This window comes from Vibrio ulleungensis, from assembly GCF_016900875.1.
GTDB classification, from domain to species: domain Bacteria; phylum Pseudomonadota; class Gammaproteobacteria; order Enterobacterales; family Vibrionaceae; genus Vibrio; species Vibrio ulleungensis.
Genome location: NZ_JAFEUM010000009.1, coordinates 35,595 through 58,227, shown reverse-complemented (window position 1 = coordinate 58,227; position 22,633 = coordinate 35,595). Strand labels below are relative to the sequence as shown.

Genomic DNA, 22,633 nt, shown 5'->3' with positions numbered 1-22,633 from the left:
TTCGGTCTAGCTCTTCTCTAATTATGATGCAACGTTTTCAAAATACGCTTCAAGGACATCAAGTTGCTCGTTGGCAGCCTCAATACCATTGAAGGTACGGCGAAACTCAAGCGCTGTCTCATGCTCTTTTAGGTACCATCCCACGTGTTTGCGTGCGATACGTGGTCCTAAAAACTCTCCATAAAACTCATGCAGAGCGGCAACATGATCCAACATAATGCTTTTTACTTCCAACGTTGGAAGCTCGGGCATATGAGTGCCGTGATCCAAAAAATAACGGATTTGGTTAAAAATCCACGGACGACCTTGTGCAGGGCGTCCAATCATTAGGGCGTCTGCTCCAGTAGTCTCTAGAACATACTTGGCCTTTTCTGGGCTATCGATATCTCCATTGGCGATAACCGGGATCGAAATGGCCTGTTTGACGGCACGAATGCTGTCGTATTCGGCTTCCCCTTTGTACATACAGGTTTTTGTTCTGCCATGCAGAGCGAAAGCTTGAATGCCACATTGTTCTGCCAGTTTGGCGATCTCGACACAATTTTTATTGTCGGGATCCCAACCAGTTCGAGTTTTGAGGGTCACAGGAACCTCAACCGCGTCCACTACTGATTTGAGAATGCTCTCAATGATATCCGGATACTTCAGTAGTGCCGAACCGGCTAACTTCTTGTTTACTTTCTTGGCCGGACACCCCATGTTGATGTCGATGATTTGCGCACCGTTTTCAACACTAAATTGAGCTGCTTCAGCCATTTGCTGTGGATCGGAACCCGCAATTTGCACAGAGCGAATACCAGATTCACCTTCATGCACCATACGTTGCTTCGACTTCGATGTTTTCCACACTTTGGGGTTTGAGGACATCATTTCACTGACGGCCATCCCCGCACCATATTGAAGGCACAATTCACGAAACGGTCTATCGGTCACACCTGCCATAGGTGCGACGATGAGATTGTTTGGCAATGTGTACGGTCCAATTTTCAAAACATCGATCACAGTTTTGAGTAGTAAGGGCGCGCATTTTACGCATTTTTTCGGTGCGTGAAAAGACTAATATTTAGTCAATTGGCAAATGTTTGCTATTTTGTATAAAAATCAGTCAATTAGTGGGTTAAGCTTTCTTCCCAGAGATGCGGCACCATTCACTTTGTTCGGCAATTGGGTCAAGTTTGAAGCTATCACGGTAATGATTAGCAACATCTTCGGCCTGTGTATCCAGTACTCCAGACATGGCCAAGTCGCCAGAGGGTTTCACCAGTGAAGTAATCACTTGGTTTAATTCTCGTAATGGCGCAGCCAAAATGTTGGCCACAACAACGTCTGCTTGAAGGGATTCAGGCTGATTTTCTGGTAAGTAAAGTTCTAATTGGTCGGCAACACCGTTTCGTCCAGCGTTATCTTTAGAGGCAAGTATTGCTTGAGGATCAATATCAATACCGATCACTTTGGCTGCGCCTAATTTGATTGCAGCGATGGCTAAGATGCCCGAGCCACATCCAAAATCGATGACGGTTTTACCTTGTAGATCGAGGCTTTCTAGCCATTCGAGACACAGTGCTGTGGTTGGGTGTGTTCCCGTGCCAAAGGCAAGACCAGGATCCAGCATCACATTGACGGCATCAGGCTCTGGGATATCGCGCCAGCTTGGGCAGATCCATAGACGCTCTCCAAACTTCATCGGGTGGAAATTCTCCATCCATTCGCGCTCCCAATCTTTGTCTTCAAGCTGCTCAACTTTATGAGCAAAGCCGGCTGCAAGCAGATTAGTTGCTTTAATCGTCTCCAGAATCCATGAGGTATCGGCTTCTGCATCATAGAGGGCTAGGATGTCTGTATCACCCCAAAGTCTTGTTTCGCCTGGCAGAGGCTCAAATACAGGGGTATCTTTCGCGTCTAGGAAAGTCACCGATAGTGCGCCAGTTTCTTCCATTAGCATATCGCCAATAATTTCTGCGTTGTCGTCGGTCGCGTTCAGTTTTATTTGGATCCAAGGCATGGCATTCGCCCTCTATAAATAATTTGGCAGGAGTGTAGCAGGAAAGGGGGTTTTGTTCATCTTAGTAAAAACAAAGCCCGCACGAGGCGGGCTTAGAAGTCTTTATAGCATCGAATTAATGAATACCGAGTTTTTTCTCTAGGTAGTGGATGTTCGCACCACCGTGCTGGAAGTTTTCATCATTCATGATTTCAACTTGCAGTGGGATGTTGGTTTTTATGCCCGTTACGATCATCTCACCCAATGCATTTTTCATACGAGAGATAGCAACGTCACGGTTTTCACCGTAAGTAATCAGCTTACCAATCATCGAGTCGTAATGCGGAGGGACCGTGTATCCCGTATAGATATGAGAATCCCAACGAACGCCCATACCACCTGGCGCATGGAAGCGATCAATTTTACCTGGGCAAGGTAGGAATTTCTCTGGGTCTTCTGCGTTAATGCGGCACTCAATCGCGTGACCACGCAGCTTGATGTCATCTTGTGTGAAAGACAGTGGCTGGCCCGCAGCAACACGCAGTTGCTCTTTGATGAGGTCGATACCTGTCACCATTTCGGTCACAGGGTGCTCTACCTGAATACGGGTATTCATTTCAATGAAATAGAATTCGCCATTTTCGTACAAAAACTCGAACGTACCTGCACCACGATAACCAATTTCAATACAAGCTCGCGTACAGCGCTCACCGATGTACTTACGCATTTCTTCGGTAATACCTGGTGCTGGCGCTTCTTCGACAACCTTCTGGTGACGACGTTGCATTGAGCAATCACGCTCACCAAGATGGATTGCACCACCTTGACCATCGGCAATTACTTGAACTTCAACGTGACGAGGGTTCTCAAGGAATTTCTCCATGTACACGATGTCGTTGTTAAATGCCGCTTTGGCTTCGGCACGTGTCATAGCAATGGCTTCGATAAGCTCAGGCTCACTGCGTACAACGCGCATACCACGACCGCCGCCACCGCCAGAGGCTTTGATGATCACGGGGTATCCAATGCGCTTAGCGTGAGCTTTGTTAAGTGCGTCATCGTCGTTGAGTGGACCATCAGAACCAGGAACACAAGGTACGCCTGCTTTTTTCATCGAGTTGATGGCGGACACTTTGTCTCCCATCAAACGGATGGTATCAGCGGTTGGGCCAACAAAAATGAAGCCACTTTGCTCGACCTGCTCAGCAAAGTCAGCGTTTTCTGACAAGAAACCGTAGCCAGGGTGGATCGCAACAGCGCCTGCAACTTCAGCGGCAGAGATGATACGTGGAATGTTTAGGTAGCTATCGATACCGCGAGCAGGACCAATACAGATGGTCTCATCCGCTAGCAATACGTGTTTAAGGTCGCGGTCTGCCGTTGAGTGAACGGCAACGGTTTTGATGCCTAGTTCTTTACAGGCACGCAAAATACGTAGCGCGATCTCACCACGGTTGGCGATGACAATTTTGTCTAACATAATTAAACCTTATTATTCGATAACCACAAGAGCTTGGTCAAACTCAACAGGTTGACCATCTTCAACCAAAATAGCGGTGATCACACCAGACTTATCCGATTCGATTTGGTTCATCATTTTCATCGCTTCTACGATGCACAAAGTGTCACCTTCAGCAACGGTTTGGCCAACTTCAATAAATGGCTTCGCTTCTGGCGTTGGAGCACGGTAGAACGTACCAACCATTGGCGAAAGTACTTGGTGACCAGTCGGTGCTGCAGGGGCTGCTTCAACCGCAGCTGCAACTGGTGCTGCTGCCGCTACTGGTGCCGCGGCTACCGGAGCTGCCACTTGAACAGGAGCAGCAGCGGGTGCTGGGCTGTGACGGCTGATACGTACCGACTCTTCACCTTCAGCAATTTCTAGCTCGGCAATGCCAGACTCTTCCACAAGTTCAATCAGTTTTTTTATTTTACGAATATCCATGATCTGTTCTCTAATGTTTGTTATTGGAGCTATGGATTCCATAGCAAGCCTAGTTGTTATTTGGCGTGCAGCTGTTTAATTGCTGAACGCAATGCCAATTCGTAGCCCTGAGGGCCGAGTCCACAAATCACACCTACTGCCACATCGGAGAGATAGGAGTGATGACGGAATTCTTCTCTTGCGTGAACATTCGATAAATGCACTTCAATGAATGGGATTGAGACTCCCAACAATGCGTCTCGAAGGGCCACGCTAGTATGAGTAAATGCGGCGGGATTAATGATGATAAAATCCACGTCGTTTTGTGCATTATGAATTGCCTCTATGAGCTCGTATTCGCGATTAGATTGTATATGAGACAACGAAACTTGCTCAGAAGTTGCAAAATGCTCAAGATCTTCAATGATTTGTGCCAGTGTGTGTTGACCATAGACGCCAGGCTCTCTTGTGCCGAGCAAATTTAGATTTGGACCATTGATAACCAGAATGTTGAATTTTGCTGCCATTGTGCTCTTAAAATCCTTTAACGTGGGTACAAAACCTAAAGTGGTGGTTGTACTGACAAAGTCGCGTTGAAACTAGTGGCAATTTTGGTACATAACTGCATTTTTTGCAATATTATAGTGAATTCGCAGCAAATCTCAGCAAAATACTGGTCTTATCAGCTAAGTTATCAACCCGAGCCCAGTATTAATCAACCTTTGGCTATATAGGTTAACTGCCAACTTTTGATGCGAAAGCAACCTAATATTGTTCAGTTGCCAATCTTTTGACCTATTTCCACTCTCTAAATTAGATGCAATTTTGATGCAAAAAAAGGCTCAACCAGAAGTCGAGCCAAAAAGGATGCAAATTGTGTGAACTGGATTTACAAAGGGGGGTTAAGCCAGTTCTGCTTTCTCTGCAATTAACTTCTCTACCACGCTTGGATCCGCGAGTGTTGAAGTATCACCAAGGTTGCTCGTATCACCGGTGGCAATCTTACGTAAGATCCGGCGCATAATTTTACCTGAACGTGTTTTTGGCAATGAGTCTGTCCAATGCAATACGTCAGGAGTGGCGATTGGACCAATTTCTTTACGAACCCAATCTTTAACTTCTTTGTGCAGCTCAACTGATGGGATTTCTCCATCATTAAGAGTGATGTACGCATAAATAGCTTGGCCTTTAATATCGTGAGGAATACCTACGATGGCGGCTTCAGCAATTTTATCAAAGGCAACTAAGGCCGATTCAATCTCTGCGGTGCCCATACGGTGCCCAGACACATTAAGAACATCATCGACGCGACCGGTGATCCAGTAGTATCCATCTTCGTCACGTCGAGCACCGTCACCGGTAAAGTACATGCCCCTGAAGGTCGAGAAATAGGTCTGTTCGAAACGCTCATGATCGCCATAAACAGTGCGCATTTGACCAGGCCACGAATCGAGGATCACAAGATTACCCTCTGTTGCTCCATCAATTACGTTACCCATGTTGTCGACAAGCGCGGGTTGAACGCCAAAGAATGGGCGAGTTGCCGAACCAGGTTTAAGGTCTGTTGCACCTGGCAGCGGTGTGATCAAGATGCCGCCTGTTTCGGTCTGCCACCAGGTATCGACAATCGGTGAATCTTCGTTGCCAATTGTGCGGTAGTACCATTCCCATGCTTCAGGGTTAATGGGTTCACCAACCGAGCCCATAATGCGCAAACTACTGCGAGTTGTACCTTCAATGGCTTCGTCACCTTTGGCCATCAAAGCGCGAATTGCGGTAGGCGCGGTATACAATATGTTGACTTGGTGCTTATCGACCACTTCGCTCATGCGGCTCGTTGCAGGGTAGTTTGGTACACCTTCAAAAAGAATGGTTTGTGCGCCATTTGAGAGTGGGCCGTAGACTAAGTAAGTGTGGCCAGTGATCCAACCCACGTCAGCAGTACACCAGAATACTTCGCCGGGTTGATAATCGAACACGTACTTGAAGGTCATTGTTGCGTATACCAAGTAACCGCCAGTGGTGTGTAGTACGCCCTTAGGTTTACCGGTTGAACCAGAGGTATAAAGAATAAACAGTGGGTCTTCGGCGTTCATTGGCTCCGGTGGGCAGTCATCGGATACATCAGCAATGGCTTCGTGCCACCACACATCACGGCCTTCATGCCAGTCAACGTCACCACCAGTGCGTTTGAATACGACCACAGAGCTGATGCTGTTAACGTCAGGGTTTTCTAATGCTTGGTCGACATTTTTCTTAAGAGGAACTGCGCGACCTCCACGAACCCCTTCGTCCGCGGTAATGACAACCTTGGCGTCAGAGTCATTGATGCGTCCAGCGAGAGCTTCTGGAGAGAAACCACCAAATACAACAGTATGGACAGCGCCAATACGCGTACAGGCAAGCATGGCTACCGCAGCTTCAGGGACCATTGGCATGTAGAGACAAACAACATCACCTTTCTTAACCCCTTGAGCTTTTAGTGCGTTTGAAAAGCGACATACATCTTTGTGCAGTTCGTTGAAGGTGATTTTTTTATCATCGTTTGGATCATCACCTTCCCAGATAATGGCAACTTCGTCACCACGTTCAGCCAAATGACGGTCGATACAGTTAGCGGATACATTCAGTTTGCCATCTTCAAACCAGCGAATATCTACATGGCCAGTGTCGAATGAGGTCTGCTTCACTTTGGTAAAGGGTTCGATCCAATCAACAATTTTTCCGTGCTCGGCCCAAAATCCTTCAGGGTCGCTGACCGAACGCTGGTACATGTCTAGGTAAGTATCGTTGTCTGCATGGGTCTGGGCTTGAATCGACGCTTTAACAGGGTAAATGTGGGCTTCACTCATTATTCTCTCCTTGTGAATAGGTCGCAAGTAACTGCTATGTGACTTGCTAGTGGTATAACTTTCAATGACTGGGCGCGTTTCGACAATTAGACTTTAGGATGAATGAGCGTTAGCTCACTGCGATAAAGACCGTGAATTACTTAGATGGATAGGTCGAGTGAGCAAAAGTTGGAAAGCTACCATGGGTTAATCTGACATAGATTAGCGCCGCTACAATTGCATCAGCTAAGGCGTTATGCTTATTGGTAATAGGAATGTCTAGATGCCGACAAATGGCGTCCATACTTAAGTCAAAGTAGCCATTTGGAAGCTGCTGTTCCAATTTGTCGTGGTAGATATCGGCCACTTCGATAATGCGATTGGGGAGTGGGAATCCTTTATGTTTGATACAGGCTAAATCTAAGATTTTTTTGTCGTACCGAATGTGATAGCCCACAATGGGGCGGTTTCCAATAAAGCTTATCAGAGCTTCGAGAGCCTCTTCTTCTGTGGCTCCTTGCACCAAATCTTGATGGCGTATTTGATGCACTTTTACCGAGTCTTCTGCCAGTGAGTCGGGTGGGAGCAACTTGATTTCAAAAGGCTGACTGGTTAAGACGCGGTTACCCACAATTTTAGTCGCGGCTATAGAAACCAGCTCGGCATGCAGTGGGTCTAGGCTTGTGGTCTCGCAATCTAGTGCAACGTACTCCTCGCCACGATGCGGCTCAAATAGGTGCGCATAGGGAGACTCTTTAAACTTGTGTTTCCACCAAATTCGCGTCAACCAATTCATACTGGGTACCTAGTCTCTAATTTGATAGTGAAAGCCAAGCAACTGCTTAAATTTCTTCACTACGTGTAAGGCATGTCTAAGTAAGTCTCGTTCTGTACGTTCCAGGTGCTCAGTGTGCACCAATGAATCGGTCTGCTCGGCATCCATCTGTTGAGCAAGACGCAATTTAGTCAGCAGTTTGAACGCTTCACTAAGGTTATCTGCGGTGTCGGGTTCAAGCATTTTACGCTCTTGTAGTGTCTCAATGCGCTCAAAGGTATTTCTGGCGGTGATCCCATACTCTAATGCCAGTGTTCGAATCCCGTGCACGATGGGGAATATGCCGCCTTTTTTTAAATCGAGTCCCTGTTTGTTCTTTTTCACATTACCAAACAAGGTGAGCGGCACCGAGAATTGCAAGGCTGGACGAACAAATTCTTGCAACATCAGCATGTTGCCTTTGAGCTTCTGTTGGGTTGGTAGCAAGACATTCTCTAGCATCGCTTTGTCACCTGCGACGGCATGCGCATCGGCAAAGATGGATAAATTCATCGCATCAGTTGGCTGAGCTGATGCAATCCATTTTGCTAATGTGTTCTTCCATGCGCTCTCGTTTCGCACCCAAAATTCGTTATTCACCATGACTCGGCCTGGGCAAGGCGGATAACCTAATTTTAGTAGTGTTTGACTGAGCTGCTCCATAATTTGGTCGCACTGATGCCATTCTAATCCGTCTTTTATGATCAGCGCGTTGTCCTGATCGGTCTTCAATATTTGCTCGCCTCGTCCTTCAGAGCCAAGTACAACCAAACATATTTGGTCGTGAAGCGCTGGGGGCACCACTAGTTCAAACGCTTTCTCTATAATCTGCTCATTGACGGCCGAAATGAGCTCCATAATGAATCGCGTGCGGATGCCGCGACTGAGTAAGCTGTCGACCAATTGCTTCTGTTTGTTGGAGGCGAGAGCGAGCTCATCAATCGTATTTGCACGAGCAATGGCGAGTGTAAGGACGTGAGAGTGAGTCGAGAATGTACTCAAAATTTGAGTCATGTCGAGCATGCCCACCGCTTGATTGCCATCACACACCATGAGGCGCTTCATTCGCTGGCGGGTCATCATGACCATGGCGTTAAATAAAAACTCCCCCACATCGACATGTACTACAGGGAATGTGGCAATTTTGCCGATCTCAACATCTAAGGGTAAGCGATCGATGGTGAGCGCATGCAGCATATTAGTACGAGTAATGATGGCATACGGGTGAGCATGTGGGTGTGCCTTGACTCTGGGATCTTCTGGGTCCAGTTCGACTAAGGCACTATCCACTCCTTGCTTCTTAAGAGTTTCAGAAACTTGGTCGAGTGGGGTCGTTGCGCTCAGCAACACTGGAGGGGAAAATATTGAATCGTCGACTTGAGTCAGGATGAACTCGGCAATGTTTTTCTGTTGCTGCGCCTCTTCGATCAATGCTTGTCGCTTGGCCAAGTTGTTGTCAAAGTAGGCGGCAAACTCCCCATTTTGCTGATAAAACTCGACAAAGACTTCTTTAGGCAGCAGGTAGACCAGCGTATCTTCTAATGCCACATAGTTGTGCCTAGCACTCTCCTCGAACATCGCTCTGAGATCAAAAAGATCATCATTACCATAATGGGCAAAGACTTCGTCACTGCCTACATCACGCTCTTCTACCGTCCCTTTTAACATGATAAACAGAGCATTTTGAGGCTGATTGGCGCTGATCAGTTCATCACCGTTGCGGTAATAGGCAACATCTAGAGAGGCTTCCAGCTTAGACTGCTGCGATGCGTCCAATCGATCAAATGGAGGGGATTGCATGTCGAAATTATCAGGCATAAGCAAACGGACCTTGTGAAAAGTGCATACCTCCAGTCTCGCAAATTCCCCATTATCCTCCAGACGACTTTGGTCTAATGGGGAAAGTCTCTCAGCAATAAACCTTCCCTATTTATCCAACGGATTAGGCGTATAATTGTTGGGTCCTTCTGTCATTACTGGTTTCGCCCTCTATGCAACGCTCTAGTCCTTACGCTTGGTTATCCACCTATTTGGTCGGCTTTTTCTTCACTTATGGCGTCTATTTGCCATTCTGGGGACTGTGGTTCGAGTCGCAACACGTGGATGCAAGTGACATTGGGGTACTGATTGGTTTAGGTTTGGCTTCTCGATGCGTTGCTAATCTATTTATTACTCCTCGATTTTCACGCATGGAAAGAATTTTACCGGCACTACGGTGGATGACTATCGGTGCATGTATTACCCTTGGCGCGCACTTATTTACTGGCCAAAGCTTTTGGTTAATGGCCACTGCCACCGTTTTGTTCAATCTCTTCCTCGGACCCATCACCCCGCTATCGGACTCTATGGCGAATTACTACGCCAAGCTAAAAACCTTGGATTACGGGCGAACTCGTTTATGGGGTTCTATTGCCTTTGTGGCGGGCTCAACCATTGTTGGGTATTTAGTGGCTAACTTTGGTTCGCAGATGATTTTGTATACGGCACTGCTCGGTTTGGCTGTGTCTTACCTGCTAGTGCTAAGAACCCCCGCCGTGTTGCCGACGTCAGAAACTCAAACCCATCAATCAAAAGTGAAGCTGCTTGCGCTGCTAAGAAAGCCAAGTGTGCTTCGATTTATTGTGTTGGTATCGCTGATTCAAGGGAGTCATGCTGCCTACTATGGTTTTTCGGCTATTCACTGGAAAGGGGCAGGGATCTCTGAGGACATTATTGGGTACCTTTGGAGCTTAGGTGTTATTTCGGAAATCTTGGTGTTTGCCATGAGCCGACGATGGTTTTCCGGCTTAGGGCTACAAGCTTTGTTCACCATGGCCTCGATTGGCGTGATGCTGCGATGGGGACTTACAGCCGCCACGACCGATATTGTCGCGTTGGTGGTTGTGCAGTCATTACACGGTGTCACTTTTGCGTTGGCGCACATCGCCGCAATCCGCTATATCCAAATGGCACCAGAAGTAGAAATGGTGCCGCTGCAAGCACTCTATAACGCTTTGCCAATGGGGGCGGTTTTAGCTCTAATGACTGCGGTGAGCGGCTGGGGCTATCAGCATTATGGGTCGCAGGTGTTTTGGGTGATGGCTGTAATGGGGCTGATCGCAATGGTGATTAAGGTTTCACCTAAAACTAAGCCTGTAGCACAGAATGCGAGCTAAACATTTGAGTTTACTTACATTCATCGCTTAAATTGTAGGTAGGAGTCAATCACACAGGGACGAGGTGATGGAAGGCTGGATAGTGATACCGGTATCACTCACCTACTTAGGTGTGCTTTTTTTGATCGCATGGTATGGCGATCGACGCCCCAATTGGTTGTCAAAATGGCGCCCATGGATCTACAGCCTATCGATCGCGGTGTATTGCACGTCCTGGACCTTTTTCGGGACTGTTGGCCAAGCGACCAGTAACCCTTGGTCGTTTTTACCTATCTATATTGCTCCCATTATTGTGTTTGTATTTGGCTGGCGCCTGCTCGCTAGATTGATCTTAGTGGCCAAGCGAGAGCACATTACCTCTATTGCCGATTTTATCGCGGCGCGTTATGGAAAGTCTCAAGCTTTAGCGGTTACGGTGACACTGATTGCTGTGGCAGGCATTCTTCCCTATATATCACTGCAGTTGCGTGGCATCACTATGGGGCTCAATGTCATTGCGCCCGATTTAAGTGAACAGTTAGGTTACCAGCAGGCGCACATCTCTTGGTTTGTTGTTGCCGGCCTTGCTCTATTTACAATGCTATTTGGTACAAGGCACATTGATAGCACAGAGCACCACCGTGGAATGATGATGGCGATTGCCTTTGAGTCAATCATTAAACTGGTGGCGTTTCTGATTGTTGGTGGTTTTATTTGGATGGTCGCCATCGAACGCCCAGACATTCGTCTGGCTGACGTTGCGTCGCAAACCTATCAATCGCCAAAATTGGCGTCTATGGCGATTCATACTTTGCTGACGATGGCGGCGATAATCTGTTTACCTCGTCAGTTTCACACCATGGTGGTTGAGAATGAGCGGCCACAAGATCTCCATACCGCGCGATGGCTGTTCCCACTCTATTTGGTGTTAATGGGCATATTTGTATTGCCCATCGCGTGGGCAGGTCAGGCGTTGTTGACTGGAGAGCCAGCTGACTCGTACGTGATCAGTTTGCCGCTGTCGTTGGGTGCTCACGATATGGCCCTGCTGGCGTTCTTAGGTGGGACCTCCGCGGCCAGCGGTATGGTGATTGTATCGACCATTGCTCTTGCCATTATGGTGTCAAATGATCTAGTACTGCCGCTATTGCTGCGCCGACTTAAGCTGAGCCAGCGAACCTACGCGCACTTTTCGGGATTGCTGCTTAATATCCGTCGTGGCTTGATTTTATTGATGCTCATGGGGGCATGGGCGTTTTATATGGCGCTCGATAGCATCACCTCGTTGTCGGCCATTGGCCTACTTTCGTTTGCGGCCATCGCGCAATTTGCTCCAGCACTGATAGGTGGCCTCTACTGGCGCTATGCCAATAAGAAAGGGGCATTTGTAGGGCTGTTATCTGGTTTTGTGGTGTGGTTAATCACACTGATGAATGAAATGTCGCTGTTGGCAGGAGACTCGGACAGCAACCCGCTATTGTGGCTGATAACGCCGCCTAGCTATATCGAGTCATGGCAGATCACATCGTCTGACTGGGGCATGTTGATTAGCCTCGTCATTAACACGACCTGTTTTGTATTGGTTTCTCTCTTTACTCGTCCCAGTTTAAGTGAGCGGCTTCAATCTGCGTCCTTTGTTGGAATGCAACTTGAAGAAGCGGAAAACGTCACTCTCTATCAAAGCCGCGTATCGGTTGCCGAGCTAGAGATGCTTGCGTCTCGATTTGTTGGTCGTAGCCGAGCGAAAAGTGCATTCATTACTTTTTGGCGCCAGCACGGCACACAGCTCATGCCAAGCCAGCAAGCTCCCGCGACTTTGATTCGACATACTGAACGGTTATTGGCAGGTGTATTTGGCGCGTCATCTGCGAAGTTAGTACTCACTTCGGCCTTGCAGGGTAAAAACATGCAGTTGGAGGAAGTGGCCACGATCGTTGATGAAGCCTCAGAGTTATACGACTTTAGCCGAGGGTTATTGCAAGGGGCCATCGAACATATTGGCCAAGGCATTGCAGTGGTGGATAAGCAGTTGAGGCTGGTGGCATGGAATCAGCGCTATTTAGAGCTGTTTGACTTTCCTGCTGGGTTAATTCGCGTTGGTCGTCCTATCGCCGATGTGATTCGACACAATGCGCAGCAAGGATTGTGTGGTCCCGGTGATCCAGAAGTACATGTGCGCAAAAGGGTTTATCACTTAGAACAGGGCACGCGACACACTTCGTCGCGGATACGACCAGACGGTCGAGTGATTGAGGTTCAGGGTAACCCAATGCCTGGCGGGGGGTTTGTAATGAGCTTTACCGACATCACTGTGTTTAGAGAAGCGGAGAAAGCCCTTAAGCAATCTAATGAGCTGTTGGAAACTCGCGTGTTAGAAAGGACTAGAGAGTTAGAGGAGCTGAATAAGCGATTGGTCTCGGCCACTCAGCGAGCAGAGCTAGAATCGCACTCCAAATCCAGGTTTTTGGCCGCGGTAAGTCATGACTTGATGCAACCGCTAAATGCCGCTCGACTGTTCGCATCATCTCTTAGTGAAATTGCGCCGCAAAACGACATTAAGCAAATGTCGAACAAAGTGGAAAGTGCTCTAGAGTCTGCGGAAGATCTAATTGGTGATCTGCTTGATATTTCTCGCATTGAGTCAGGAAAAATGCAGGCGCAAATCACTCAATTTAAGCTAGATGATGTGATGAGTACGCTCGCCAATGAGTTTGAGCAGTTGGCGATCGGTAACGACATAGAATTCCATTGTATTTCCACTGACATGATTGTTGAATCAGACCCTAAATTATTGCGAAGAATCTTACAGAACTTTCTTACCAACGCATTTCGCTATTCGCCCAAAGGCAAAGTTGTATTAGGGGCAAGACGTGATGGAGAGTGTGTTCGCATAGAAGTATGGGACAACGGTGTTGGGATACCCCATAACAAGCAGCAAGAGATTTTTGAAGAGTTCACCCGAGTGGAGCAGGTTAGAGCAGAGCAAGGATTGGGCTTAGGACTGGCGATTTCCAAAGGGCTAGCGCAACTACTTGGGCACACGATTTCTCTGCAATCATGGCACAACTTGGGCAGCGTATTCTCTGTTCAAGTCGCAAGAAAAGAAGCGGTTGCCCCTATAGTGGCCGAGACGGTTTCGCCTGTGAAAGAGCAAGACCTCTCTCATCTCAATGTCCTGTGTGTAGACAATGAAGCCGACATATTGGATGGCATGCAAACCTTGCTGGCTCGCTGGGGTTGCCAAGTAGCGTTGGCCGCAGATGTTGTTCAAAGTATGAAACACATCGAGGAAGGCTTTATTCCTGACGTTGTATTTTCTGATTACCGTTTGGATCACGATCGAACAGGATTAGAAGTACTGCAGCAATGCCGTTTGAGGTTGGGCGATAGCTTCGTCGGCGTAATCATTAGTGCAGATCGTACTGACGAGATGATGAGCGGGATAAAAAGCAATGGATTCAGTTTTATGCCTAAACCCGTAAAACCGTTGAAATTGCGCGCGGTACTTAATCGCGCCTAGAGCGAAAATAGTCATTGGAAATATTCATTAAGAAGCATCGATTCGGTAGGCAGGTTAGTCGTTTGTTTGCCCGCTAGGAGGCGTCATGTTGCATCAAGTATTGGTCACTCTTCGCAAGCCATTTATTAAAATGGTGCCAATTCCTACCCCGTCAAAAGTTGAGGGGGAAAATGCCCTCGATCAGTTAGGGGAGGTGTGTCAAACATTTGGGCTCTCTCACCCACTGATCGTAACCGATCCTATGCTGGTAAAGTTAGGGCTATTGGAGTTAGTGACTCAGCAACTCTCGGAGTGTGGCATTGGCTTTTCGGTGTTTTCTAAAGTGACACCCGATCCAGATTTTGAAATAGTCAGAGAAGGGGTTATCCAGTTTCACACCGAGCAGTGCGATGGTGTCATTGCACTGGGCGGAGGCTCTCCTATGGATTGTGGTAAAGCCATCTCAGCCAGTGCTAAGACCGGTAAAGACGTGGCTAAGCTACTTGGTATCCTAAAGGTAAGGCGCCGGCCTTACCCCGTTATCGCTATCCCAACAACCGCAGGCACCGGATCTGAAACAACGGTGGCCGCAGTGATCAGTGATCCTGTGTCACGCACTAAGCCTAACATTACCGATCCCTTTATTGTTCCGCGTGCTGCGTTGCTCGACCCAAGCTTAATGATTGGTTTGCCTGCAAGCATAACAGCGCAAACAGGTATTGATGCCCTTACTCACGCCATTGAGGCCTACATTAGTGGGTACAGCAATACTTATACCCGCTCGCTGTGCGTGCAAGCGGTGAAACAAATTCTTGAATCCTTGCCGGTAGCGTTTCACGATGGCCAGAACCTTAACGCTCGAGCAGCGCTTGCCCAAGCAAGTTTTGATGCAGGATTGGCGTTTACCAGAAGCTATGTCGGCTATGTTCACGCAGTGGCTCATCAATTGGGCGCGTTTTACCATGTGCCCCATGGTCTGGCCAATGCTATTGTGCTGCCTAAAGTTCTCCGGTTTACCTTACACCGAAATCCCACACCCATTGCTCAATTGGCCGATGAGGTCATGGGGCGACAAGACGGAACCGATACTGAACGTGCCATTCAATTTATCGAGTCTGTTGAAAGCCTACTCGGTCAACTGAACATTCCACTCACCGTTCCAGAGCTGTTGGAAGAAGATATCTCTGCGCTAGCTAAACAAGCGATCGCTGAAGCGTTTGGTCAATATCCAGTCCCAGCCGTAATGACGCAATCACAATGTGAGCAATTGCTTTTGTCTTTAGTCGAGAGATAGAGACGTGCTATAGACTAGCGTCTATGAATATCAATTAACGATACTAGGTTATTCGTTGCATCGTCGAGCGCAGAAATGAGCGAACCGTCGGTATGGCACTGCTCTGTGATATTGATAGACTCAAACAGCGACTCAAGCGTTTTCTTAAAGTTTATAGGAAGAAACTCGCAATGTTCTTCGGCAAAATCTATGAGCCGCTTTTCACCAGGGTGAGGGATCTTATTGAGTGCGAATAACACGTCAAAATAGCTAGCTAGGTATTCGTTTGTTCGGTGAAGCACGCTGAATGAATCTTGTCTAAGCAGCGCCTTTTTAATCTGCTTTGGGTAATTTGGGAACGCATCGCACAGCAGTGGTAGGTTTTTCTCAATAATTGCGTTTGCAAGAGCGTCTGGGTAAGGCAGTCCAAATGTTTGTTTCAGTTGACTGAGCTTATTGTCTCGCTCAAACAGAATTTGGCAGTTGAGGAGGTTAGCCCAAAAGCACGTAGTGTATCCAAGGGAGACTTGGTGCTGGTTAATTAATGCGTCTAAATCTTGCTCCATATCGTCTAAATTGCGGTAGATTATTTCTACTTCTGTGCCGCTTTTGAGTACTCCGTCATCTTCGGTTTCCCAAAACGTCTGGTTAAGCTCCATCGATTGACAGTATTTGTCCGTGATCTGTTTACGAAGTTGAACAGACAGTGGCTGGTTGAGGTACACATAGAGATCGAAATCGGACCATTTGTCGTTCATCGACAGGGTGTGTGATCCCCCCAAAGCGATACATTCAACTTCAGCTTGCTGGGTAAGCTCTTCAATCAGACCTTTTAGAAAGGGATCGGTCAGTGTGCTGGTCATTTATAGACTCCGAATAATGAATTTTTATAAGAATAGACAACTTAGGTTACGCAATGTGAGCGACAGCTCTAGAAATGTTCATTTGTTGGACAGCGACACCGATTGTGTAAAAATTCGCATTGTTGAAAACCCGAAGCTGATGAAAACTCTTTACTCTTAGTGATATCGGCACCCGAAGTAGCGGATGTGTACCAAACGGACGTAAGGAACAGGGCAGGGCATGAACAAATATTTATGGCTACATATTAGAAAAGCAGGTGGGACTTCACTGAAAGAAATTTTGGGCCCAAGTTACGCAGTGTCTGAGTGGAAATATGGCACGCCGTTTGTCGCACTAGACAAAAGCCAGTGGAATAACAACCTCAATAATCACTTAGTGTCACTGGGTGAGTACGAATATAAAAGAATGTTGTTTGCACAGAAATTTTTATATACCGAGCAAGAATTTGCAGAGATGTATAAATTTGCCATAGTACGTAACCCCTATTTTCGTGCTGTTTCGTGCTGGAAGTACCTGACTAAACACTGGACGCTAACCAAACCAAGGCTAATGATGGCTAAGCGAAGCTTCCCTTACTTTCTCGATATGTTGCCAGAGTTTTGGGAAACGCGCTTTGACCGACATGTGAGTACCCATACCGCACCAATGTGGCAAGACATCACCGATGAACACGGACTTGTACTGCTTGATGATGTGTTTAAGCTCGAGAACATTCACAATGATATTGTGACCATTTGCGATAAGTTGGGTGTGGAGCAGCACGCTCTCAAAAAGAAAAACTCGAGTAATATCAATAATTATGATGAGTACTTAACCCCCAAGAATATAGCCAGAATTGAACGTCTATACCACGAAGATATTGAGCACTTTGGTTATACGCCAAAATGATGATTGGTTGCCACTCTAGGTAACCTAATTCATCAAAGAGTAGTGTCGTAAATATGCCGTTAAAAATAGTTCTATTTTGCTAAGAAAAAGTCGCTACAATACGCTCGCTATTACACCTAGGGAGCGCGCCGTGACCATTCAATCTAAAGACAAGCAAGCGATACAAACCACCCTCGACTTTATTGATCGCTTGCACAGTTCAGGTTGCCCTCCGCACTCCGTTGTTAAATATACCTACCGTTATGCGCATGCAAGAATGCAGAAAGTCGCTCTCGATATCACGCCCACCAAAGTGATGGCAGTGTTTGAAGAGCCAGAGCATGTGACGGTGCTGCAAAAAAAACCACTTCCGGTCATCAATTTAAGAATGCTAGTAGAGACTATTTCTGCTTTAAAACAAAGCCGACAAGCGATACAACAGCATCCTTACTCTTTATGGTTGCAATGCTTAGCTTTTATATTAATTCCGCCTAGCTACCTATGTTTGGTTGGCAGTACATTGCCTGCTGTAGGTATATCGGCGATTTTGGGATTATTAGTTTGGGTAGTATGCCGTGTGTTTACCGATGAACGGGCAATTATCGTGGAGTTTGTCGCGGCATTTTTGGTGGCCTTTATTGTCGGGTTGCTGTCGTCGCTAGACCCCGGCTTACCTGTTTATGCGCTGTGTATTTCCGCCATAGTATTATTCGTACCTGGGCTCACTGTAACCAATGCACTGGAGAGTTTGGCTCATAATGACTTTGGGTCAGGGATAGAGCTTCTGGCGCAAAGTTTACTCATCATATTAAAGCTATTTATTGGCATTGTGCTAGGAATTAGCCTGGCGAATACCGTCCTACCACACCCTTCTGAAACGCACTACATTAATGAAGTACCGCTACTTTTGCATGTCTTTGGTTTAGTAGGCATTTCCGCAGCCCTAGGGGTGGTATTTAATGCTCGTTGGGTCGATATAGTATTTGCATTCCCTGCAGCCATTGTTGGGATGTGGGGGCCGCTTTACATAACCAACGATTGGGTTATTGGAACCTGGATCAGTACCATGATCATCACTTGTTATGGCTTGGTGATGGGCAAGGTTAGGCAAGTGCCTCCCTTGGTGTACATCATGCAAGGGATTATCATCTTAGTTCCAGGTAGCCGTATTTTGGTGGGGGCAAGTGAATCGTTTTTCTCTCAAGCAATTTTGCCTATTCCCAATATTGGGTTATCGGCAGTATTGATGTTTTGCGCCATTGTGGCGGGACAGATCATCTCATACAGCCTATACATCACTCTATTTAAGAAAAAATCGACCGACTCCTCCAGTTATTGGATTCAATAACCAACCGGGTAAACGTAAAAAAGGCCACGCTAGTGGCCTTTGGTCTTTATAAGGTACCTACTTATATGACACCTAGCTCACGTAGGCGCTCCATCAGGTAGCTGTGAGCGGTATGTCGCTCGGAAAGAACAACTTCAGGGTTTGGATGCAAAAATAGCGGCAGAGAAATTCGCGATTTACTTTTGTCCGCTCCTTCTGGATTGATGACTCTATGAGTTGTCGATGGAAAGTAGCCTTGTGATGCTTCTTGTAACATATCACCAATGTTGATGATTAAGTTACCGTGATCGCAAGGAACATCTAACCAGCTGCCGTCTTTGGCTTTTACTTGCAGGCCAGGTTCATTTGCCGCTGGCAGAATGGTTAGCAAATTGATGTCTTCATGGGCTGCGGCGCGTATTGCACCAAGCTCCTCATCACCGCTTAATGGTGGGTAGTGCAATACACGTAACAATGATTGTTCACTGCCGTCAATCATGCTGGAGAGTGATTGGGAGTAATGCTCAACCACTTCTTTAGGAGAATGGTCTTCAACCCAAGTTAGTAGGGTTGCGGCCAAATCTGTTGCGTTGGCGTAGTAGCGACTTAGCTCCGCTTTAAGATCGACAGGGCACTGTCCCCACGGGTAATAATGAAAATACTCTTTAATGTCTTTAACACTGTGACCCTTTGCTGTTTCGGAAATCTCTGCAGGGAAAAACCCGTCTTGAGTGTCGACATTGAAGCGATAGTTATCTTTGCTACTATCGTTAAAAAAGGCATACCAGTTTTGATAAATGCTCTGCACATCGCGTTCGAGAATGGGATGGTTTTTAAGAACCCCAAATCCAGTCTCGCGTAATGAGGCAACAAATCGCTCAGCTGCGTCACTGGCATGAAAGTCAATCGCTTCTAGTTTCATGGTATAGCCTGTCGTCTAGTGTGGTGTTACGCACATGTTAATGGAATCGACGTCAATTACACCTATAGAGTTCCATTTCGATAGCACCATCACGCCGAAAACGTTTGCGCAAGGGTTTTACCGCTCGCACACCGCTCAAATTAGTGCCTTAGACAGTTTTCCCGACTCAAAAAAATGCCCCAGCGAAGGCTGGGGCTAGGAATCGATGATTTTATCTAAGATTGAACCAGCGTTAGGCTGTCCAAATACAGTCCTGGTTTAACAAAGTTAAATTGAAGGTGGTAGTCACCCACTTCCAGTCTAATCGGCACACCTTCTACGGTTTGAGTTTTTCCTTCGGTTCCATTGAGCGAAAAGGTCATTGCAAAGTCATCATTGATCAGCAGTGAGCAGGTTGATTGGGCGAGCGAATCTTTCTCATAGCTTGCTTGAACACTACAGCGATACACACCCGCTTGAGTTACGCGGATCGTTCGAGTTGTATTGTTCTTTGTGCCCAATGGCGTATTAGACTCTAGTAAAATCGCGTGCTCATCAGCTTGTGACTTAGGTGAAAACGGCTTAATAGGCTCATAGGCTTTTAGAGGCCTTTGCATGACAGGCGCATCTATGATGAAGCGACAAATGTTCATCGCGCATCGCTGAAGTTCACCAATAGTGAGTGTCCCGTTGTCTAGAGCTGCGAGAGTATCGTCGTTGTGCCCACCGTGTTCGGCTTTGTCGTTTTCGACCACCATATAGAGATCGTTTTGAGAGCGAACCATAAAGGACGTAAAGCTTATGGACTCTTCACCACCAGAGACGCAATGGTTCATTTTTGCCCACCAGTCACTCATTACTATGCCGGTATAGCCCCATTCCTGTCTCAAAATCGTGGTGTTTAGATCGTAGCTAGAGGCAGTCCAGTGACCGTTTACAGGGTTGTAAGTGGTCATTATGGTTGAGGCCTCGCCCTCTTTCACCACCATTTCAAACCCTTTTAGATGGATCTCTCGAAGTGCACGCTCTGACATCACGCTATCAACGTGGTGCCGACCGGTTTCTTGGTCGTTGGCCGCGAAGTGCTTAACGGTACCCGACACTCCAGCATGCTTTAGACCAAGCGTCTGGGCGCAGGCCATTTTACCCGTTAAGAATGGGTCTTCTGAGAAGTACTCAAAATTGCGCCCATTGAGCGGGTGACGATGAATGTTCATGCCAGGACCTAACAAGGTGTCAATTTCGTTGGCTTGCATTTCTTTACCCACCAGAGTGTATAGCTGGTGATTTAATTCCGTATTCCATGTACAAGCGAGCAATGTACCAATAGGGACTTGTGACGCAGGGTGGCCACTGTCCATGCGAATGCCTGATGGGCCGTCCGATGCGGCGGCTACAGGAATGCCAAATTGGAACAGTTCATCACTCACACCACCAAATGCTGCCGCCGTGCCTGGGGTAACTTTAGGGCTACACATACCTTCACCACGTACAATGGTCGCGAGTTGATGTGCGTTGAGCTGCGCGATAAAGTCTCGCATCTCAGCGCGCCCCTGTTTCACATCTTCTAAACGAATCCCTTTGTCTCCAGTAATGGTGTAACTGGTAGGTAGGTTGTCGATGATGCGCTTTTCAAGATCAATAGAGCGTGTATTAACCGCTTCTAACCCGAGGCTAAATGATCCCTCTGATAGTTCTGGTTTTATACGTTCAAACGCAATGACCGGTGCTAATGCTTCACTGACTTGATCAATAATTAACGTTGATTTGATTGACCAGCATGCATCTATGTGTGCTGCCTCTCTAACACTACCGCCAAGACTAAACTGGTAATCGCCGGCCTCTAATAACCAACAACTCTTGTGTCCCGTTACGCCAGAGTCATCGTATGAACTTAATACATGAGCTGGAACGCGGATGGTCAAAATCTCAGACTCACCAGGCGCTAAAGTGCTTGTTTTGTTAAAACCAACCAGCGCTTTAATTGGCTGCCCAAGTTTCCCTTGAGGGGCGGTCACGTATAATGAAGCGACTTCCTTCCCTGAATATTGATTGCCAGTATTAGTGACCAATACGTCAAAGTGAAGTACTGCGTCAGCAGCGCTGCCTTCAACGGTGTATGAGTTTAACTGTTTAGAGAATGAGGTATAAGACAGGCCAGCTCCAAATGGGAAGCGGATTTTTTCTGGAGCGAAGGTTTCGAAGTAGCGATAGCCAACATAGATATCTTCAACGTAAAGGTTGCGCACATCACTACCAAAGTTTTCATCAGAAGGATGATCGCTAAGCTGATAAGCGATGGAGTCGGTAAGACGTCCACTAGGAGTGACATCTCCGCTTAGAATATCGGCTAACGCGTCTCCGCCTTCCATACCCGCAGCCCACGAGTACAGCACGCCTTTAATAGAGTCTCGATTTTCACCTTCGTCCAACCAGGACATATCGATAACGTTGGTGACGTTAAGCACCACAATCACCTGATCAAAGTGAGCACACACCGTATCAATCATCTTTTGCTCGGTGTCCGTGAGCAAGAAGCTGCCTTTAGTTAATGCGTTATCTTGGTCTTCACCCGCGGTTCGCCCAACAAATACCACGGCTTTATTTGAGATACTCTTAGCACGTGACACGAGGTTGTCATCAAGTGGCATTTCGTGCTGGAACCATGGTTCTGCCGCCCAACCGCCACCGCCATCGTCAAATGGGTTATTTGCTAACCAGTCTTGATAAATCGCCACAAGTTCCTGATTCAGATTGATGCTCTGGTTATTTTGCATACCTTGCACAGCATTGACGGTGTAAGGCACGTTAACCGCACCACCAGACCCTGTACCACTACGGTAATAATCCACTTGGCAACGACCAAACAGAGATACTTTGTCGCTTGGTAGTAGCGGTAAAACGTGTTGATGGTTACGCAGTAATACAATCCCTTCTGCCGCGGCTTGTCGGCTAACAGGAGCTAATATTTGTTGCGCTTTGAGTGCGTCATTGGCGCGTTGTATAGGGTCAGACATGAGCATTTTCCGTTAATGTATCACCGCTGGGCAGTGCAAGGTTGTTAGCGCTCTTTTTGCGATGAAGGTTCATGATCATCAATGAACCAAAACTCACAGCCAAAAAGGAACCGGTTTCTATTGTGCAATGTACTACGGTTTTTTTGGGTTTTGTGAATAAAGTATTGAGTATTTGAAAGCGCTCTCAAAACTTTCATGGGC

The 22,633-nt window shown here is 47.0% G+C and carries 16 protein-coding genes; 5 read left to right on the top strand and 11 right to left on the bottom strand.

Going from position 1 to position 22,633, the window contains the following annotated elements; genetic code table 11:
• Positions 1 to 21 precede the first annotated feature (21 nt).
• The 8 genes from dusB to JQC93_RS17720 all read right to left on the bottom strand — a co-directional run bounded on the left by dusB (position 22) and on the right by JQC93_RS17720 (position 9,368).
• Entirely contained in the window at positions 22 to 990 is a 969-nt protein-coding gene (gene dusB / locus JQC93_RS17755; RefSeq protein ID WP_205159712.1) for a tRNA dihydrouridine synthase DusB, read from the bottom strand.
• A 127-nt stretch (positions 991 to 1,117) separates the two neighbouring features.
• Positions 1,118 to 2,002 carry a 50S ribosomal protein L11 methyltransferase gene (prmA, locus tag JQC93_RS17750; RefSeq protein ID WP_205159711.1) on the bottom strand — a complete coding sequence of 295 codons (885 nt, stop codon included), beginning with the start codon at positions 2,000 to 2,002 and terminating at the stop codon, positions 1,118 to 1,120.
• Positions 2,003 to 2,117: 115 nt separating this feature from the next.
• Positions 2,118 to 3,461, bottom strand: a complete 1,344-nt coding sequence (accC, locus tag JQC93_RS17745) for an acetyl-CoA carboxylase biotin carboxylase subunit (protein WP_205159710.1) — start codon at positions 3,459 to 3,461, stop codon at positions 2,118 to 2,120.
• A gap of 12 nt (positions 3,462 to 3,473) precedes the next feature.
• On the bottom strand, positions 3,474 to 3,926 hold the full coding sequence (gene accB, locus JQC93_RS17740) for an acetyl-CoA carboxylase biotin carboxyl carrier protein (RefSeq protein WP_205159709.1): 453 nt from the start codon (positions 3,924 to 3,926) through the stop codon (positions 3,474 to 3,476).
• A gap of 56 nt (positions 3,927 to 3,982) precedes the next feature.
• Positions 3,983 to 4,432: a type II 3-dehydroquinate dehydratase gene (gene aroQ, locus JQC93_RS17735; protein WP_205159708.1), complete on the bottom strand. Its 450-nt coding sequence runs from the start codon at positions 4,430 to 4,432 to the stop codon at positions 3,983 to 3,985.
• A 375-nt stretch (positions 4,433 to 4,807) separates the two neighbouring features.
• Positions 4,808 to 6,757 (bottom strand): acetate--CoA ligase, encoded by a 1,950-nt coding sequence (gene acs, locus JQC93_RS17730; RefSeq protein WP_205159707.1) that lies wholly within the window; start codon positions 6,755 to 6,757, stop codon positions 4,808 to 4,810.
• Positions 6,758 to 6,893: 136 nt separating this feature from the next.
• Positions 6,894 to 7,532, bottom strand: coding sequence for a 3'-5' exonuclease (locus JQC93_RS17725; RefSeq protein WP_205159706.1), 639 nt, complete (start codon positions 7,530 to 7,532; stop codon positions 6,894 to 6,896).
• A 9-nt stretch (positions 7,533 to 7,541) separates the two neighbouring features.
• Complete coding sequence (locus JQC93_RS17720) at positions 7,542 to 9,368, bottom strand: putative nucleotidyltransferase substrate binding domain-containing protein (RefSeq protein ID WP_205159705.1); 1,827 nt, start codon at positions 9,366 to 9,368, stop codon at positions 7,542 to 7,544.
• 173 nt (positions 9,369 to 9,541) lie between these two features.
• On the opposite strand from JQC93_RS17720, the gene JQC93_RS17715 reads away from it, so the two are divergent.
• The 3 genes from JQC93_RS17715 to JQC93_RS17705 all read left to right on the top strand — a co-directional run bounded on the left by JQC93_RS17715 (position 9,542) and on the right by JQC93_RS17705 (position 15,477).
• Positions 9,542 to 10,705 (top strand): 3-phenylpropionate MFS transporter, encoded by a 1,164-nt coding sequence (locus tag JQC93_RS17715; RefSeq protein ID WP_205159704.1) that lies wholly within the window; start codon positions 9,542 to 9,544, stop codon positions 10,703 to 10,705.
• A gap of 67 nt (positions 10,706 to 10,772) precedes the next feature.
• Positions 10,773 to 14,204, top strand: a complete 3,432-nt coding sequence (locus tag JQC93_RS17710; protein ID WP_205159703.1) for a hybrid sensor histidine kinase/response regulator — start codon at positions 10,773 to 10,775, stop codon at positions 14,202 to 14,204.
• Between the two features lie 85 nt (positions 14,205 to 14,289).
• Positions 14,290 to 15,477 (top strand): iron-containing alcohol dehydrogenase, encoded by a 1,188-nt coding sequence (locus JQC93_RS17705; RefSeq protein ID WP_205159702.1) that lies wholly within the window; start codon positions 14,290 to 14,292, stop codon positions 15,475 to 15,477.
• A gap of 14 nt (positions 15,478 to 15,491) precedes the next feature.
• On the opposite strand, the gene JQC93_RS17700 is transcribed toward JQC93_RS17705, so the two are convergent.
• Positions 15,492 to 16,319 carry a DUF4037 domain-containing protein gene (locus JQC93_RS17700; protein WP_205159701.1) on the bottom strand — a complete coding sequence of 276 codons (828 nt, stop codon included), beginning with the start codon at positions 16,317 to 16,319 and terminating at the stop codon, positions 15,492 to 15,494.
• A 220-nt stretch (positions 16,320 to 16,539) separates the two neighbouring features.
• Between JQC93_RS17700 and JQC93_RS17695 the strand changes: the two genes are divergently transcribed.
• Together JQC93_RS17695 and JQC93_RS17690 are read left to right on the top strand one after the other, a co-directional pair.
• The gene (locus JQC93_RS17695) at positions 16,540 to 17,208 is read left to right on the top strand and encodes a sulfotransferase family 2 domain-containing protein (RefSeq protein WP_205159700.1); all 669 of its coding nucleotides are present in this window, start codon (positions 16,540 to 16,542) and stop codon (positions 17,206 to 17,208) included.
• 130 nt (positions 17,209 to 17,338) lie between these two features.
• The gene (locus JQC93_RS17690; protein WP_205159699.1) at positions 17,339 to 18,535 is read left to right on the top strand and encodes a threonine/serine exporter family protein; all 1,197 of its coding nucleotides are present in this window, start codon (positions 17,339 to 17,341) and stop codon (positions 18,533 to 18,535) included.
• A gap of 61 nt (positions 18,536 to 18,596) precedes the next feature.
• Here JQC93_RS17690 and JQC93_RS17685 read toward each other — a convergent pair whose 3' ends face one another.
• Positions 18,597 to 19,436 carry an isopenicillin N synthase family oxygenase gene (locus tag JQC93_RS17685; RefSeq protein ID WP_205159698.1) on the bottom strand — a complete coding sequence of 280 codons (840 nt, stop codon included), beginning with the start codon at positions 19,434 to 19,436 and terminating at the stop codon, positions 18,597 to 18,599.
• 215 nt (positions 19,437 to 19,651) lie between these two features.
• The gene (locus tag JQC93_RS17680) at positions 19,652 to 22,432 is read right to left on the bottom strand and encodes a glycoside hydrolase family 3 protein (protein ID WP_205159697.1); all 2,781 of its coding nucleotides are present in this window, start codon (positions 22,430 to 22,432) and stop codon (positions 19,652 to 19,654) included.
• Positions 22,433 to 22,633 lie beyond the last annotated feature (201 nt).

Excerpts from the sequence above, each read along its gene's own strand:
- JQC93_RS17710 (WP_205159703.1), top strand. The coding sequence starts at position 10,773 with ATGGAAGGCTGGATAGTGATACCGGTATCACTCACCTACTTAGGTGTG.
- JQC93_RS17680 (WP_205159697.1), bottom strand. The coding sequence starts at position 22,432 with ATGTCTGACCCTATACAACGCGCCAATGACGCACTCAAAGCGCAACAA.
- accC (WP_205159710.1), bottom strand. The coding sequence starts at position 3,461 with ATGTTAGACAAAATTGTCATCGCCAACCGTGGTGAGATCGCGCTACGT.
- acs (WP_205159707.1), bottom strand. The coding sequence starts at position 6,757 with ATGAGTGAAGCCCACATTTACCCTGTTAAAGCGTCGATTCAAGCCCAG.
- JQC93_RS17725 (WP_205159706.1), bottom strand. The coding sequence starts at position 7,532 with ATGAATTGGTTGACGCGAATTTGGTGGAAACACAAGTTTAAAGAGTCT.
- JQC93_RS17715 (WP_205159704.1), top strand. The coding sequence starts at position 9,542 with ATGCAACGCTCTAGTCCTTACGCTTGGTTATCCACCTATTTGGTCGGC.
- JQC93_RS17695 (WP_205159700.1), top strand. The coding sequence starts at position 16,540 with ATGAACAAATATTTATGGCTACATATTAGAAAAGCAGGTGGGACTTCA.
- JQC93_RS17705 (WP_205159702.1), top strand. The coding sequence starts at position 14,290 with ATGTTGCATCAAGTATTGGTCACTCTTCGCAAGCCATTTATTAAAATG.
- JQC93_RS17720 (WP_205159705.1), bottom strand. The coding sequence starts at position 9,368 with ATGCCTGATAATTTCGACATGCAATCCCCTCCATTTGATCGATTGGAC.
- aroQ (WP_205159708.1), bottom strand. The coding sequence starts at position 4,432 with ATGGCAGCAAAATTCAACATTCTGGTTATCAATGGTCCAAATCTAAAT.
- prmA (WP_205159711.1), bottom strand. The coding sequence starts at position 2,002 with ATGCCTTGGATCCAAATAAAACTGAACGCGACCGACGACAACGCAGAA.
- JQC93_RS17700 (WP_205159701.1), bottom strand. The coding sequence starts at position 16,319 with ATGACCAGCACACTGACCGATCCCTTTCTAAAAGGTCTGATTGAAGAG.
- accB (WP_205159709.1), bottom strand. The coding sequence starts at position 3,926 with ATGGATATTCGTAAAATAAAAAAACTGATTGAACTTGTGGAAGAGTCT.
- JQC93_RS17685 (WP_205159698.1), bottom strand. The coding sequence starts at position 19,436 with ATGAAACTAGAAGCGATTGACTTTCATGCCAGTGACGCAGCTGAGCGA.